The sequence below is a fragment of the Plantibacter auratus genome (genome assembly GCF_050587365.1).
GTDB lineage: Bacteria > Actinomycetota > Actinomycetes > Actinomycetales > Microbacteriaceae > Plantibacter > Plantibacter auratus.
Map to the genome: position 1 here is coordinate 1208968 of NZ_JBOBFV010000001.1, position 15241 is coordinate 1224208.

A 15241-nucleotide genomic window follows, 5' to 3' on the forward strand; every position below is an offset into this window, starting at 1 on the left:
GCGATCACTCCCACTCGATGGTCCCCGGTGGCTTCGACGTGACGTCGAGCACGACGCGGTTGACGTCCTTCACCTCGTTGGTGATGCGGTTGCTGATGCGCGCGAGGACGTCGTACGGCAGGCGGGTCCAGTCGGCGGTCATGGCGTCTTCAGACGAGACCGGTCGCAGCACGATCGGGTGGCCGTAGGTGCGGCCGTCGCCCTGCACGCCCACGGAACGGACGTCCGCCAGCAGGACCACGGGGCACTGCCAGATCTCCTGGTCGAGCCCGGCCGCGGTCAGTTCCTCGCGGACGATCGCGTCGGCATCGCGAAGGAGGTCGAGACGCTCGGCCGTGACCTCACCGACGATGCGGATACCGAGTCCGGGACCGGGGAACGGCTGACGTCCGACGATCTCCTCCGGGAGGCCCAGCTCGCGACCGATCGCCCTGACCTCGTCCTTGAACAGGGTGCGCAGGGGCTCGACGAGTTCGAACTGGAGGTCTTCCGGCAGGCCGCCGACGTTGTGGTGGCTCTTGATGTTGGCCGTACCGGATCCGCCGCCGGACTCGACGACGTCGGGGTACAGCGTGCCCTGGACGAGGAAGCGGATGGGCTCACCCTCGCTCTGGGCCTCCTTCACGAGGTCGATCTCGGCCTGTTCGAAGGACCGGATGAACTCGCGGCCGATGATCTTGCGCTTCTGCTCCGGGTCGCTGACGCCGGCGAGCGCCGACAGGAACTGCTCGCGGGCGTCGACCGTGACCAGCCGGACGCCGGTCGAGGCGACGAAGTCCTCCTCGACCTGGCGTCGCTCGTCCTTCCGGAGCAGGCCGTGGTCGACGAAGATGCAGACGAGCTGGTCGCCGACGGCCTTGTGCACGAGCGCCGCGGCGACGGCCGAGTCGACACCGCCGGAGAGTCCGCAGATGACCTTGGCGTCGCCCACCTGGGCGCGGATGCGGTCGACCTGTTCGGCGATGACGTTGCCGCTGTTCCAGTCGGCCGGGATGCCGGCCGCCCGGTGGAGGAAGTTCTCGAGCACCTGCTGGCCGTAAGCGGAGTGCTTGACCTCGGGGTGCCACTGGACGCCGTAGAGGCCGCGTTCCGCGTTCGCGAAGGCGGCGACCGGGGTCGAGGCGGTCGAGGCGAGGACCTCGAAGCCCTCGGGGGCCTTGGAGACGGAGTCGCCGTGGCTCATCCAGACGTTCTGCTCGGTCGGGACGCCGTGCAGGAGGGTGCCAGGGACGTCGACGACGCTGGTCGCGTCGGTGGCGCCGTACTCCCGGAGACCGGTGTGCGCGACCTCTCCACCGAGCTGCTTGGCCATGACCTGGAAGCCGTAGCAGATGCCGAAGGTCGGGACGCCGAGCTCGAGGATGCCCTCGTCGAGCGACGGAGCGCCCGGCTCGTACACGCTGGACGGACCACCGGACAAGACGATCCCGACGGGGTTCTTGGCGGCGACCTCGGCGGCGGACACGGTGTGCGGCACGATCTCGGAGTACACGCCGGCTTCGCGGACGCGACGCGCGATCAGCTGCGCGTACTGCGCACCGAAGTCGACGACGAGGACCGGTCGGGCGGCGGTCTGCTCCGCTGCGGCGGCGGGGGTGGTTTCACTCACTGCATGGACTCCACGGGTTCGGCGGCCGCTGCTGCTTCGCGGCCGGAGAGGTAGCCCTTCACTTCCCGCGGGATGCGGCTCTCGAAGAAGAAGGACAGGAACGGGATGATGCCGCCGAGCGCGAGCCAGAGCAGACGCAGGACGTTCCACCGCATGAGGCTCCAGAGCCGGAACGCGGCGAACAGGTACACGACGTAGAACCAGCCGTGGATGATGAGGATGCCCGTGCTGAGGTTGACCGCGGTGGCGGTGCCGGAGGGCACGAAGGCGAGGAAGCCGTAAGCACCGCCGAGCTCGAGCTCGAGGCCGAACGCGTACTTCATGAGCATCTCGGCGCAGAGCGACAGGAGCAGCACACCGGTGATGGGGGCGGCCACCTGGTAGAACTTCAGCGCGCCTCGGATCGCGGGAAACGTCGACGGTTTCGGCTGGAGGGGCATGCCCCCATCTTACCCGCGGCCGCCAGGCGACCGGACATCACTGACGGAGCGCTGCGGCCTCCTCCTCGGCGTCCTCGAGCTCCTCGATCTCGCGCTCCCAGGCGTCCTTGGCGAGCCGGAACCAGAGGAACACGGCGAAGCACGCGAAGACGACCCACTCGGCCGCGTAGAAGATGTTCAACCAGTTGAGCTGGATCTCCTGGCTGGGCGCGGGCGACGAGATGGGCTCGAGTCCCTCGACGGCGACGTCGTCCACGACGAACGCGCTGAACACCCGCAGGCCGTCGGCGTCGTTCCAGCGGTTCAGCAGTGCGGCGACCGACATGTTGTCGAGGTCGGTCGGTGCGGCGTCCGCTGCCGGCTCCTCCGGGCCCTCCGGCGGGTTCAGCCGCCCTTCGAGCTCGACGGCGCCGGTGGGGGCGTCAGCGTTCAACGCCTCGGCGACGCGGTCGGCGGTCTCGCGGTCCTTCGTCCAGCCGAGCGCGACCGCGAGGCCGGCCTGGTCGGGGCGGTCCGTCGCGAGGTGGCCCGTCACCCAGTACCCGAGCGTGCCGTCGTTCACCCGGTTGCCCACCACGAGGTAGTCCTCCGGCACCCAGGTTCCCGACACGCTCACCCGCTGACCGGCGTCCGCCTCTCGGATCCCCACACCCGGTTCGAGGACGTCCGCGAGCGGCCTGACCGACTCGGTCTCGGTCGGCACCACCTGCCCGGATTCGATGGCGCGTGCGAGCTGCCACTGCCCGAGCGCGGCGAACGCGCCCGCGACGGCGAGACAGAGGACGAGGACGCCGATCCACCGGGGACGCAGCATGACGGAGCGGAGCGTCGGACGGACCTGTCCGTGGTTGTCGGGGCCTGGTGCCGACGGGGCGGTGCTAGTAATCGGGCTCTCGCTTTCGTGCTGGTGGTTCCTGGTCGTTCATGGCCTGTTCGACGAGTCGGTCGATGGCCGCCTGATCGGTGTCGGCGGGCGTCGTGTCCTGGTCGTCGCCTGCACCCTCGACGAGCGCGATGGCCTCCTCCGCCGTCGTGTCGACCTGCTCAGCTCGGCGCGCCTTCCGGCGACGCGGACGCAGGATGACGGCGCCGATCTGCTCGGAGCGACCGGCGACGATCGGGCCCATCACGGCCATGATGAGCACGTAGAGCCCGGCGAACGGCTGGATGAGCGGATTGAGCCCCGCGCTCAGCGAGAGCGTCGCGAGGATGAGGGCGAACTCGCCGCGATTCTGCAGGATGACCGCGGCGTTGATTCCGGCTTGCGGCCCGAGTCCGTTGAGCCAGGCGACGAACTGACCGGCCAGGACGTTGAGGACCACCGTCATGAGGACGGCGAGGAGCACCGGGACGAGGACGCTGCCGAACTTCGTCGCGTCGAGCGCGAGCCCGAAGTTCAGGAAGAAGAACGCACCGAACACGTCGCGGAGCGGGATCGCGATCTGCTCGATCTTGTTGCGGAACCGGGTGGCACCGAGGACCAGGCCGATGAGGAAGGCGCCGATCGCGTCGGTGACCCCCAGGAGCTCGCCGATCCCGCCGAACGCGACCGCGAGGCCGAAGAAGAGGATCGTGAAGAGCTCGTCGTCCTTGGTGCGGAACAGCCGCGACACGAACCGACCGCCGAACCGGGCGATCGCGAACATCACGAGGATGAACGTGAAGGCGATCGCGAGCTTGCCGATGACCGGCCACACCTCGGTCTCGCCGCTCAGGACGACACCGACGATGGCGAGGTAGATCGCGATGAAGATGTCCTCCACCACGGTGACGCCCAGGATCATCGGCGTCTCGTCGTTCGTCAGGCGTTTGAGCTCGATGAGGAGCTTCGTGACGATCGCGCTCGAGCTCGTCGCCGTGATGCCGGCGATGATGAGCGCCTCCCGCGTGCCCCACCCGACCAGGAACCCGAACACCAGCCCGGCGGCCATGTTGACGAGGATGTAGGAGCCGCCGGAGACGATGAGCTTTCCGGCGTTGCCGAAGAACTCGTCTTGATCGAACTCCAGGCCGAGGTTGAACAGCAGGAGCACGAGGCCGAAGACGGCGATGAGTTCGATCTGCGCGCTGGCGAAGTCGAGCGGGAACCAGCCCGTGTACGGACTCGCCAGCAGGCCGACGAGCATGTAGACGGGGATCGACGGGAGGCCGATCAGCTTGCCGAGGCGGCCGAGGATGTAGGCGATGACGAACAGGACGCCGAGGATGAGCAGATCCTGGCCGAGGTGGGGGTTGTCGGTCGCGGCGTGCAGCATGCCTACCCTCCGGGCGGAGCGTCGACGGCGACCTTCTTGACGGCGCCCGAACGGAAGTAGGCGAAGGCCTTGGCGACCTTCTCGGGACTGCCCGCGACGACGAGGGTGTCTCCCGGGAAGACCCGGAAGTCCGCAGCAGGGGCCGGGTTGGCGGAGTCGCCGCGCACGACTGCGACGACGGTCAGCCCGACCATACCCTTCTCGGCGGGGTTGCCGAGCGGCTGCCCGGCGATGTGGTCTTCGTAGTCGACGGTGAACCAGTCGATGCTGAGCCCGGGGATCTGGTCGAGCGCGCTGAGCGACTCGGTGATCTGCGTGCCACCGAGGAGTTCGGCCAGCGTGTGCGCCTCGTCCTCGTTGAGCCGGAGCGACACCTTGCCGGCATCGGCACCGTCCTCGTGGTCGGCGAAGGTGATGAGGTCGCTGTGGCCGGACCGGTGGGCGATGACGCCGACCTTGCCGCCGTCGTCCGTGACGAAGGTGTGGAGCACACCGACCCCGGGAAGTTTGACCCGCCGAACATCCACCATGGCTGTACTCCTCAGGCTTGTTGTGGCAGTCCTCCTAGTCTATCCGCCACACCTGGCCCGCTCGCCCGAGGCGCCCGCAGCCGTTGCGCTGCGGGCGATCACCGCCGGTTCAGGCCCCTGGGACGATGTCCGGTGCCTCCAGGCGCACGCGGTCGGCGGCCTCGTCGTTCGGCTGCTCCTGCGAGGCCCGCTCCGCCGCGACGCGCGTGAGGTAGTACGAGACCTCCTTCTCGATGCGCTCCTCGTCCCACCCCAGGACCCCACCCATGAGCTTCGCCGCGACCGGGGCCGCCGAGACACCGCGGTCCCAGGCCTCGATGGAGATGCGGGTCCGACGGGCGAGGACGTCGTCGAGGTGGAGGGCACCCTCGTGGGAGGCCGCGTAGACGACCTCCGCCCCGATGTAGTCGTCCGCCCCCGGCAGCGCTTCGGCGAGCGTCGGGTCCTCCTTGATGAGGTCGAGCAGTTCGTCCGTCAGCACGCCGTAGCGGTTCAGCAGGTGCTCGATGCGAGCAGTGTGCACCCCGAAGGCCCGCGCGATCTTGCCACGCTTGTTCCAGGCCGCCTGGTACCCCTCGGCTCCGAGGAGGGCGATGTTCTCCGTCGCACTGGCCGGGATCTTGCCGTCGAGTGCGTCCACCGCGGCGTCGATCGCGTCCTTCGCCATGACCCGGTAGGTGGTCCACTTGCCGCCGGCGATGACCACGAGACCGGGCACGGAGTGCGCGACCAGGTGCTCGCGCGACAACTTCGACGTCTGCTCCGATTCGCCGGCCAGCAGCGGACGGAGGCCGGCGTAGACGCCCTCGACGTCCTCTCGGGTCAGCGGCACGGCGAGGATCGTGTTCACGTGGTCGAGCAGGTAGTCGATGTCGGCCGCGGTCGCCGCCGGGTGCGCCTTGTCGAGGTGCCAGTCCGTGTCCGTCGTGCCGATGAGCCAGTGCCGGCCCCAGGGGATGACGAAGAGGACGCTCTTCTCCGTGCGCAGCAGGAGACCCATGTTCGACTGGAAGCGGTCGCGCGGGACGACGAGGTGGATGCCCTTCGACGCGCGGACCTTGAACTGGCCCCGCTCCCCCACCATCGACTGCGTGTCGTCGGTCCACACCCCGGTCGCGTTGACGACCTGCTTGGCACGGATCTCGAAGCGCTCGTCGGTCTGCAGGTCGTGCGCCTTGACGCCCACGACGCGCTGTCCGACCTTGACGAACCCCTCGACCCGCACGCGGCTCGCGACGTGCGCGCCGTAGGCCGACGCCGTCCGCGCGAGGGACGAGACGTATCGGGCGTCGTCGACCTGGGCGTCGTAGTAGGTGAGTCCGCCGACGAACGCGTCCGACTTGAGGCTCGGGATCGAGGTCAGGACCTGACGCTTGGACAGGTGCCGGTGGTGCGGGACGCCGGGCGGACGGCCACCGCTCCAGCTGAAGAGGTCGTAGAGCAGCATGCCGGCGCCGATGTAGAGGCGTTCGAAGACCGGCTTGTTGAGCGGGTACAGGAACCGGACCGGCTTCACGAGGTGCGGCGCGATGCGCTGCAGCAGCAACCCGCGCTCGATGAGCGCCTCCCGGACGAGTCGGAAGTCGAGTTGTTCGAGGTAGCGGATACCCCCGTGCACGAGCTTCGAGGAGCGGCTCGAGGTGCCGCTCGCCCAGTCACGCGCCTCGAGCAGACCGGTGCTCAGACCGCGCGTGACGGCGTCGAGCGCAGCACCGGTGCCCACGATGCCACCACCGACGACGAGGATGTCGAGCTCTTTCGACTTCAACGCGTCGATCGCGGCGTCGCGCTCCTCCATCCCCAGCTTGGTGGAACGTGACACGTTGTTGTGGGTGGTGGCCATCGTCGAACTCCGCTCGCTGGAACCGCCCTCGCGATGATCCTGCCGGAGGCAGGTGCTCGTCCACGAGGCTCTGCCTCAGAGGCTAGTCGGCGCGATGCGACCCGACAACCGCTTGCGGAAGCGACTCGCTTCCGGCAGCGCTAAGCGCCCTGGTACGGCGCGACGACGACCTCGACCCGCTGGAACTCCTTGAGGTCGGAGTAGCCGGTGGTGGCCATCGAGCGACGGAGCGCGCCGATGAGGTTGGCCGTGCCGTCCGACTTCGGCGACGGGCCGTAGAGGATCTCCTCGAGGGTCGCGACGGTGCCGACCTCGACACGTCGTCCGCGCGGCAGGTGCAGGTGGTGCGCCTCGGCACCCCAGTGCCAACCACCACCGGGTGCGTCCGTGGCGCGGGCCAATGCGGTCCCGAGCATGACGGCGTCGGCACCCATCGCGACGGCCTTGACGATGTCGCCCGAGGTTCCGAGACCGCCGTCGGCGATGACGTGCACGTAGCGGCCGCCGGACTCGTCGAGGTAGTCGCGACGCGCACCGGCGACGTCGGCCACGGCGGTCGCCATCGGGGCGTGGATGCCGAGCGAGGCCCGCGTGGTGGAGGCGGCACCGCCGCCGAAGCCGACGAGCACACCGGCCGCCCCGGTCCGCATGAGGTGCAGGGCCGCGGTGTAGGTGGCCGCGCCGCCGACGATCACGGGGACGTCGAGCTCGTAGATGAACTTCTTGAGGTTGAGCGGCTCCTGGTTCTTGGAGACGTGCTCGGCGGACACGGTGGTGCCGCGGATGACGAAGAGGTCGACCCCTGCGGCGACGACCGTCTCGTAGAGCTCCTGCGTGCGCTGCGGCGAGAGGGCGGCGGCGACGGTTACTCCGGCCGCGCGGATCTCGGCGAGCCGGGCCGTGACGAGTTCGGGCTTGATGGGCTCCGAGTAGATCTCCTGCATGCGCGCGGTCGCGCGGCCGACCGGCAACGACCGGATCTCAGCGAGCAGCGGCTCAGGGTCTTCGTACCGCGTCCAGAGGCCCTCGAGGTCGAGGACGCCGACGCCGCCGAGCTGGCCCATCATGATCGCGGTCGTCGGCGAGACGACGGAGTCCATCGGTGCTGCGAGCACCGGGATCTCGAACTGGTAGGCGTCGATCGACCAGGACACCGAGACGTCCTGTGGGTCGCGGGTCCGCCGCGACGGGACGACGGCGATGTCGTCGAACGCGTAGGCGCGCCGTGCGCGCTTTGACCGGCCGATCTCAATATCCATGCTCACCGCACCAGCCTACCGGTCGCCTGGAACGAGGACGGTCCGGCAGGCGGAAGCCTGCCGGACCGTCGGCGTTCGTGCGGGTGCTTACTTGCGGTAGTTGGGCGCCTCGACGACGATCTGCACGTCGTGCGGGTGCGACTCCTTGAGGCCCGCCGAGGTGATGCGGACGAACTTGCCCTTGGCCTTCAGCTCGCCGATGTTGCGCGCACCGACATAGAACATCGACTGACGCAGCCCGCCGATGAGCTGGTACGCGACGGCCGACACCGGGCCGCGGTAGGGCACCTGGCCCTCGATGCCCTCGGGGATCAGCTTGTCGTCGCTCGGCACGTCGGCCTGGAAGTAGCGGTCCTTCGAGTACGAGGTCTTCTCGCCTCGCGTCTGCATGGCTCCGAGCGATCCCATACCGCGGTAGTTCTTGAACTGCTTGCCGCCCACGAACACGAGGTCGCCGGGGCTCTCGTCGGTGCCGGCGAGGAGCGAGCCGAGCATGACGGTGTCGGCACCCGCGACGAGTGCCTTCGCGATGTCGCCCGAGTACTGCAGACCGCCGTCGGCGATGACCGGGACGTTCGCCTCGCGCGCCGCGAGCGACGCCTCGTAGACGGCCGTGACCTGCGGGACACCGACACCGGCGACGACGCGCGTGGTGCAGATGGAACCCGGACCGACGCCGACCTTGATCGCGTCCGCGCCGGCCTCGATGAGGGCCTGCGCGCCGGAGCGGGTCGCGACGTTGCCGCCGATGACGTCGACACCGGCGAACGCCGGGTCGGCCTTGAGCTTGCGGATGATATCGAGCACGCCGGCACTCTCACCGTTGGCAGTGTCTACCACGATGACGTCGACGCCGGCGTCGAGCAGCTGGCCCGCACGGGACCAGGCGTCGCCGAAGAAGCCGATGGCCGCACCGACCCGCAGACGACCGGTGTCGTCCTTCGTGGCCAGCGGGTACTTCTCGCTCTTGTCGAAGTCCTTGACGGTGATGAGGCCCTTGAGCTTGCCCGCCTCGTCGACGAGGGGCAGCTTCTCGATGCGGTGCTGCGCGAGGAGCGCCATCACCGCGTTGCGGTCGGTGCCGACGGGAGCGGTCACGAGACCGGTGCTCGTCATGACCTCGCTGACGCGGGTCGTGGCCTTCTCGAACGGCGACACGAAGCGCATGTCGCGGTTCGTGATGATACCGACGAGCACACCCTTGTCGTCGACGACCGGGAGGCCCGAGATGCGGAACTGACCGCACAGTTCGTCGACCTCGGCGACGGTGGCGTCGGCCGTGGTGGTGATCGGGTTCGTGATCATGCCCGACTCGCTCCGCTTCACGCGGTCGACCTGTTCGGCCTGGTCGGAGATCGACAGGTTGCGGTGCAGGATGCCGATGCCGCCCTCGCGAGCCATCGCGATCGCCATGCGGGCCTCGGTCACGGTGTCCATCGCGCTCGACAGCAGCGGCGTGTTCACGGTGATCCGCTTCGTCAGGCGGGACGAGGTCTCCGCCTCGCTCGGGATGACGTCGGTGTGCCCGGGCAGCAGCAGCACATCGTCATACGTGAGTCCTACGAATCCGAACGGATCAGGCTGGTCCATTTATCCCTCTCATAGCCACGAACACACCGGAGAAACGCAGACCTGCCGGTATCACCATCGTAACCGAGCAGGGCCTACCCCTATTCCACGATCCCGACAAATCGATGCGGAGAAATACGCACGGGCGAAACATGTAGGCAATAATCAGGTTCTATCGTCGAACAGCGTTGTCCGACGCAGGAGAACGGTCCACGGAAGTGGCCCGGCACTGGAGGTGCAGTGAAGTTCGCTGGAACGACCCGAAACCCGAGACTGGCACGGAGATTCGTGCTCCTCATCGCCCTGTTGTTCGGGGCCATCACCCTCACGTCCGTCATGAGCGCCGTCCCGGCCCATGCTGACGAGGTGGGCGAGGAGTACGACTTCTACTTCGCTGGGAACGTCAAGTACGACGACAAACCACTCGAAGGCGTGAACATCACGGTCGACGGCAACGGCTACAAGGCCGATGTCGACACCGACGCCGACGGCAAGTGGAAGATCGGCGTCCCCGAGAAAGGTACGTACAAGGTAACGCTCGACGAGGAGACCCTCCCGAAGGGCGTCATCGTCGCCGAGGGCGGCTCGACCATCGAGGCCGAGTTCGGTCTCACCCAATCGAAGTCGGTGAACTTCTTCCTCGGCGAGGGCGTCCGCGTCACCGTCAGCTTCTGGGATCAACTCGCAGAGCGACTCGTCAACGGCCTGAACTTCGGGCTCATGCTGGCCCTCGCTGCCATCGGAGCCTCCCTGGTGTTCGGCACCACCGGACTCAGCAACTTCGCCCACGCGGAGATGGTGACCTTCGGCGCGATCATGGCGCTCGTGTTCGGGGTGTTCCTGCAATGGCCGATCTGGTTGGCCATCATCATCGCCCTCGCGTTGAGTGCCGCGTTCGGCTTCGCGCTCGACGCCGGCATCTGGAGACCCTTGAGACGCAAGGGCGTCGGCATCGTGCAGGTGATGATCGTCTCGATCGGCCTGTCGCTGGCGCTCCGCTACGTCTTCCTCTACTTCGTCGGCGGCGGCACGTTCCAGCTGCCCGGTTCGGGAGAGGAGAACATCAAGCTGTTCGGCACGGTCTCGCTCAGCGTGACCGACATGATCAGCATGGCGGTCAGCGTCGTGGTGCTCCTCGGTGTGGCCTGGTGGCTCATCAAGACGAAGACCGGCAAGGCGACGCGAGCCATCTCGGACAACCCGAGCCTCGCAGCGGCCAGCGGCATCGACGTCGACCGCGTGGTCCGCATCGTCTGGATCCTCGCAGCGACCCTCGCCGGCCTCTCCGGCATCCTGTGGGCGTACTTCCGACCGGGCATCAAGTGGGACATGGGAGCGCAGCTGCTCCTCCTCATCTTCGCGGCCATCACCCTCGGCGGGCTCGGAACCGCCTTCGGCGCCATGGTCGGCGCCCTCATCATCGGCATCCTCGTCGAGGTCTCGACGCTCTGGATCCCGTCTGACATCAAGTACGTCGGCGCCCTCGTGGTGCTCATCGCGGTGCTCCTCGTGAGACCGCAGGGCATCCTCGGACGTCGCGAGAGAATCGGTTAGGGGCACGCGCATGGACTGGGGAAGCATTCTCTCGAACACGCTCGCTTGGGTCATCAGCCCGGAGACGATCGCGTACGCGCTCGCAGCACTCGGCTTGGCCGTGCACTTCGGCTACGGCGGTCTGTTGAACTTCGGTATGGCGGGGTTCATGGCGCTCGGCGCCTACGGCTACGCCATCTCGATCCTGAGCTTCAACCTCCCGTGGTGGGCGGGCATCATCGTCGGCTGTCTGGCCTCGGTGGTCTTCGCCTTCATCCTCGGCATCCCGACCCTGCGACTGCGGGCGGACTATCTGGCCATCGTCACCATCGCGGCGGCCGAGATCGTCCGACTCCTCTTCACCACGCAGGTCTTCGACGAGTTCACGAACTCGGCCGACGGACTCGGTAACTACCACGCAGGGTTCCGGGCCGCGAACCCGATCCCGGAGGGCATCTACGGCTTCGGCCCGTGGGAGCTCAACGCGAACCAGTGGTGGGTCCGCATCTTCGGCATCCTGCTGCTCGCCGTCGCCGCACTCCTCGTGTTCCTCCTCATGCGCAGCCCGTGGGGCCGTGTGCTGAAGGGCATCCGCGAGGATGAGGACGCCGTGCGCGCCCTCGGCAAGAACGTGTTCGCCTACAAGATGCAGGCGCTCGTCGTCGGTGGTGTCTTCGGCGCACTCGGCGGGGTGGTGCTGGCACTCCCCTCCGCGGTCGTGCCGAGCGTGTACGTCACGAGTCTCACCTTCTTCATCTGGACGATCCTCCTCCTCGGTGGAGCCGCGACGGTCTTCGGGCCGCTGCTCGGCTCGGTGATCTTCTGGGTGATCATGGCGTTCCTCTCGAACGTCCTCCCGGCGCTCGTGAAGGCGGACGTCCTGCCGTTCATGAGCTCGACGCAGGCGTCGACGCTCCGCTACGTGCTGGTCGGTGTCGCGCTCATGCTGATCGTCATCTTCAGGCCGCAAGGCATCCTCGGAAACAAGAAGGAGCTGACCTTTGTCAAGTAACAGCTCACCCACCTCGCGACCGGTCAAGACCACCGGCCTCCACGTCGGGGAGATCGTCCCGGGCGTCAAGAAGGTCGACCCGATCCTCATCGCGGACCAGGTCACCCGGACCTTCGGCGGCCTGCAGGCGGTGAACGTGGAGCACCTGGAGGTGCCCCGCAACGCGATCACCGCCCTCATCGGCCCGAACGGTGCCGGTAAGACCACGCTGTTCAACCTGCTGACCGGCTTCGACAAGCCGAACACCGGGACGTGGAACTTCGACGGCAAGAGCCTCGGAGGCGTCCCGGCGTTCAAGGTCGCCCGCATGGGCCAGGTCCGGACCTTCCAGCTGACGAAGGCGCTCGGCCTGCTCACGGTGCTCGAGAACATGAAGCTCGGCGCGACCGGCCAGACCGGCGAGGGCATCTTCTCCAGCCTGGTGAAGCCGCTCTGGCGGAAGCAGGAGGAGGACCTCGAGGTCAAGGCGATGGACCTCCTGCGCCGCTTCAAGCTCGACACCAAGCGTGACGACTACGCGGCCAGCCTGTCCGGTGGGCAGCGGAAGCTGCTCGAGATGGCGCGGGCGCTCATGAGCGATCCGAAGCTCGTCATGCTCGACGAGCCGATGGCCGGCGTCAACCCGGCGCTCACGCAGTCCCTGCTCGACCACATCCTGGCGTTGAAGGACGAAGGCATGACCGTGCTGTTCGTCGAGCACGACATGCAGATGGTCCGGCACATCGCCGACTGGGTGGTCGTCATGGCCGAGGGTCGCGTCGTCGCCGAGGGCCCGCCCGACACCGTCATGGAGGATCCCGCCGTCATCGACGCCTACCTCGGGAGCCACCAGGACGTCGACCTCGGGGTCGTGACCGGCAGGATCGCCGGAGAGGACAGCGCTGCGGCCGAGGAGCTGCTCGCCGAGATCGAGGACGAACGGCTCGCGGCTGGTGCCGAGCCCGAGGAGGAGCGGAAATGAGCGACGTGAAGGGTGCGCCGGTCGGCGGCACTGCGGTCAAGACCGCCGAGATGGTCGTGGAGGTCACCGATCTGACCGCCGGGTACCTCCCCGGCGTGAACATCCTGAACAGCGCCAACTTGACCGCCCGGAAGGGCGAGCTCATCGGCATCATCGGACCGAACGGTGCGGGGAAGTCGACCCTGTTGAAGGCGATCTTCGGACAGGTGAAGGTGCGCAGCGGACAGGTGCTGCTGAACGGCGAGGACATCACGGGGCTCCGGGCGAACAAGCTCGTGGCCCGCGGCGTCGGGTTCGTCCCGCAGACGAACAACGTGTTCCCGAGCCTCACCATCGAGGACAACCTCAAGATGGGGCTGTTCCAGAAGCCGAAGCAGTACAACGAGCGCCTCGAGTTCGTCACCGGGATCTTCAGCGAACTCGGCAAGCGGCTCAAGCAGCGCGCCGGTTCGCTGTCGGGTGGTGAGCGCCAGATGGTCGCGATGTCGCGGGCCCTCATGATGGATCCGCACGTGCTGCTCCTCGACGAGCCGTCCGCGGGATTGTCGCCGGTGCGCCAGGACGACGCGTTCATCCGGGTCTCGGACATCAACAAGGCCGGCGTCACCACGATCATGGTGGAGCAGAACGCACGTCGCTGTCTGCAGATCTGCGACCGCGGGTACGTGCTCGACCAGGGTCGTGACGCCTACACCGGGACGGGCCGCGAGCTCCTCTCGGATGACAAGGTGATCGGCCTCTACCTGGGCACGCTCGGCCAGGACGAGGACTGATCAGGGCGATCCCCACTCGCGGGTCGGCGGGTACTTCGGTACCCTCGAACATGCTCGTCCCGGCCGCGTGCCGAGCGACGGGCCAGAAGCCACCGGATCCCGACCGGTGAACGAACCACAACTCCTCCCTCCCCCGAGGGGCACCGTCGTACCAAGACGGCCTCCTGAGACGGGGACGGAGGAGTTGTGCATTCCCCCTCCTCCTTTCGCCAGCGCGGTGCGCTGACGCGAGCGCGGTCCTGGCGCGTGAGCGCGGGTCTCCGGAGGCGCGCGCTCACGCGCTGGACCCGCGCTCACGCCGAATCCCCGCCCCCGCGGCACAGCGACCCGCGCTGAGACCTACGACCCGCGCTGGCGTCAGCGCACCGCGCTGGGCGCCGCTCCACCCTCGCTCCACCGGAGGCCGGATGGGAGCAGTTCTCCACATCGCTTTCACGACACGAGGTGACGGCGGAGGCGAACGGGCACGGTGAGGCGATGGAATCCTTCGATCTCAACCTGCTCCTCCGCCCGAACGGACTCCTCCTCGTCCGCGACGCACGTCGGGTCGGTGCCGAGCGCCTGGTGAGCGCCGCCCACCGCGACGGCGACCTGGTGCGTCTGCGGAAGGGCATCTACGTCCCTGAACCGATATGGAGTTCCCTGTCCCCCGATGACCGCTACCGGGTCCGGATCGATGCGGCGGCCGTCGCGCTCCGCAAGGACGCTCTGTTCAGCCACTACTCGGCGGCGCGGTTGTGGGGACTTCCGATCGTGGGTCCGTGGCCTCCCGAGGTGCACACGCTGACGAGCGGTGATCGCGGAGGACGTTCGGCCCCCGGCATCATCCGTCACACGACGCAGGGCTCCGTCGCCCGACGGATGCGGTACGGGCTCGCGGTCACGGACCCGGCACGGACCGTCGTCGATCTCGCTCGGATCGCCCGCCTCGAGGACGCCGTCGCCGTCGCCGACGCTGCCCTCCGGCTCAAGCTCACCGACGAGACGGCGCTCCGCTCGCTCGCGCGAGACCTGCCGGGCCGTCGGGGAGGACGGCAGGTGCGCTTTGCGATCGAATTCGCGGACCCCCTCGCCGCGAACGGTGGTGAATCGAAGATGCGGGTCGTGATCGCGCAGCTCGGTTTCGCCCTGCCGGTGCTCCAGCAGGCGTTCTCCGACGCGGACGGACCAGTCGGTGTGGTCGATGCGGTCTGGCCGGACGAGCGCATCATCCTCGAACTCGACGGCCGGCAGAAGTATGTGCGGGAGGAGTTCACGCAAGGACGGGACGTGGCCGACATCGTCCTGGCGGAGAAGCATCGGGAGGATCGGCTGCGCGCGCTCGGCTACACGGTCGTCCGCGCCACCTGGGAGGACCTCGTCCATCCGAGCCGGCTCGCCGCGAAGCTCGAGCGCGCGGGACTGCAACGCGCATTCCGTTGACCCGGGCGCCCATCTGGTCGCTGTCAGCGCGGTGC

13 protein-coding genes are annotated in these 15241 nt (G+C 68.0%); 5 read left to right on the forward strand and 8 right to left on the reverse strand.

From position 1 onward, the window contains the following. Positions 1-4 precede the first annotated feature (4 nt). The 8 genes from guaA to guaB form a co-directional block, all read right to left on the reverse strand. A complete protein-coding gene (guaA, locus tag ACQ3HE_RS05640; RefSeq protein ID WP_124768837.1) occupies positions 5-1609 on the reverse strand; it encodes a glutamine-hydrolyzing GMP synthase in 1605 nt (534 codons plus the stop codon). Beyond that, positions 1606-2049 carry a DUF3817 domain-containing protein gene (locus ACQ3HE_RS05645; RefSeq protein WP_056778703.1) on the reverse strand — a complete coding sequence of 148 codons (444 nt, stop codon included), beginning with the start codon at positions 2047-2049 and terminating at the stop codon, positions 1606-1608. Before ACQ3HE_RS05645 ends, guaA begins: the two co-directional genes overlap by 4 nt. A gap of 37 nt (positions 2050-2086) precedes the next feature. Next, a complete protein-coding gene (locus ACQ3HE_RS05650) occupies positions 2087-2863 on the reverse strand; it encodes an SURF1 family protein (protein WP_430891652.1) in 777 nt (258 codons plus the stop codon). Positions 2864-2927: 64 nt separating this feature from the next. Further along, positions 2928-4304, reverse strand: coding sequence for a cation:proton antiporter (locus ACQ3HE_RS05655; protein WP_079705280.1), 1377 nt, complete (start codon positions 4302-4304; stop codon positions 2928-2930). Positions 4305-4306: 2 nt separating this feature from the next. Then, a complete protein-coding gene (locus ACQ3HE_RS05660) occupies positions 4307-4834 on the reverse strand; it encodes a cation:proton antiporter regulatory subunit (protein WP_056008027.1) in 528 nt (175 codons plus the stop codon). Between the two features lie 109 nt (positions 4835-4943). Next, complete coding sequence (locus ACQ3HE_RS05665; protein ID WP_430891654.1) at positions 4944-6677, reverse strand: glycerol-3-phosphate dehydrogenase/oxidase; 1734 nt, start codon at positions 6675-6677, stop codon at positions 4944-4946. Between the two features lie 140 nt (positions 6678-6817). Further along, positions 6818-7936 (reverse strand): GuaB3 family IMP dehydrogenase-related protein, encoded by a 1119-nt coding sequence (locus tag ACQ3HE_RS05670; protein ID WP_064296664.1) that lies wholly within the window; start codon positions 7934-7936, stop codon positions 6818-6820. A gap of 87 nt (positions 7937-8023) precedes the next feature. Beyond that, positions 8024-9526, reverse strand: a complete 1503-nt coding sequence (gene guaB / locus ACQ3HE_RS05675; protein WP_079705279.1) for an IMP dehydrogenase — start codon at positions 9524-9526, stop codon at positions 8024-8026. Between the two features lie 315 nt (positions 9527-9841). On the opposite strand from guaB, the gene ACQ3HE_RS05680 reads away from it, so the two are divergent. The 5 genes from ACQ3HE_RS05680 to ACQ3HE_RS05700 all read left to right on the forward strand — a co-directional run bounded on the left by ACQ3HE_RS05680 (position 9842) and on the right by ACQ3HE_RS05700 (position 15206). Next, a complete protein-coding gene (locus ACQ3HE_RS05680; protein ID WP_079706237.1) occupies positions 9842-11059 on the forward strand; it encodes a branched-chain amino acid ABC transporter permease in 1218 nt (405 codons plus the stop codon). Positions 11060-11069: 10 nt separating this feature from the next. Further along, a complete protein-coding gene (locus ACQ3HE_RS05685; RefSeq protein WP_124768833.1) occupies positions 11070-12050 on the forward strand; it encodes a branched-chain amino acid ABC transporter permease in 981 nt (326 codons plus the stop codon). Beyond that, a complete protein-coding gene (locus ACQ3HE_RS05690; protein ID WP_064296668.1) occupies positions 12040-13011 on the forward strand; it encodes an ABC transporter ATP-binding protein in 972 nt (323 codons plus the stop codon). Before ACQ3HE_RS05685 ends, ACQ3HE_RS05690 begins: the two co-directional genes overlap by 11 nt. After that, complete coding sequence (locus tag ACQ3HE_RS05695) at positions 13008-13784, forward strand: ABC transporter ATP-binding protein (RefSeq protein ID WP_064296669.1); 777 nt, start codon at positions 13008-13010, stop codon at positions 13782-13784. Before ACQ3HE_RS05690 ends, ACQ3HE_RS05695 begins: the two co-directional genes overlap by 4 nt. 477 nt (positions 13785-14261) lie before the next feature. Beyond that, complete coding sequence (locus ACQ3HE_RS05700) at positions 14262-15206, forward strand: hypothetical protein (protein ID WP_426737225.1); 945 nt, start codon at positions 14262-14264, stop codon at positions 15204-15206. Positions 15207-15241 lie beyond the last annotated feature (35 nt).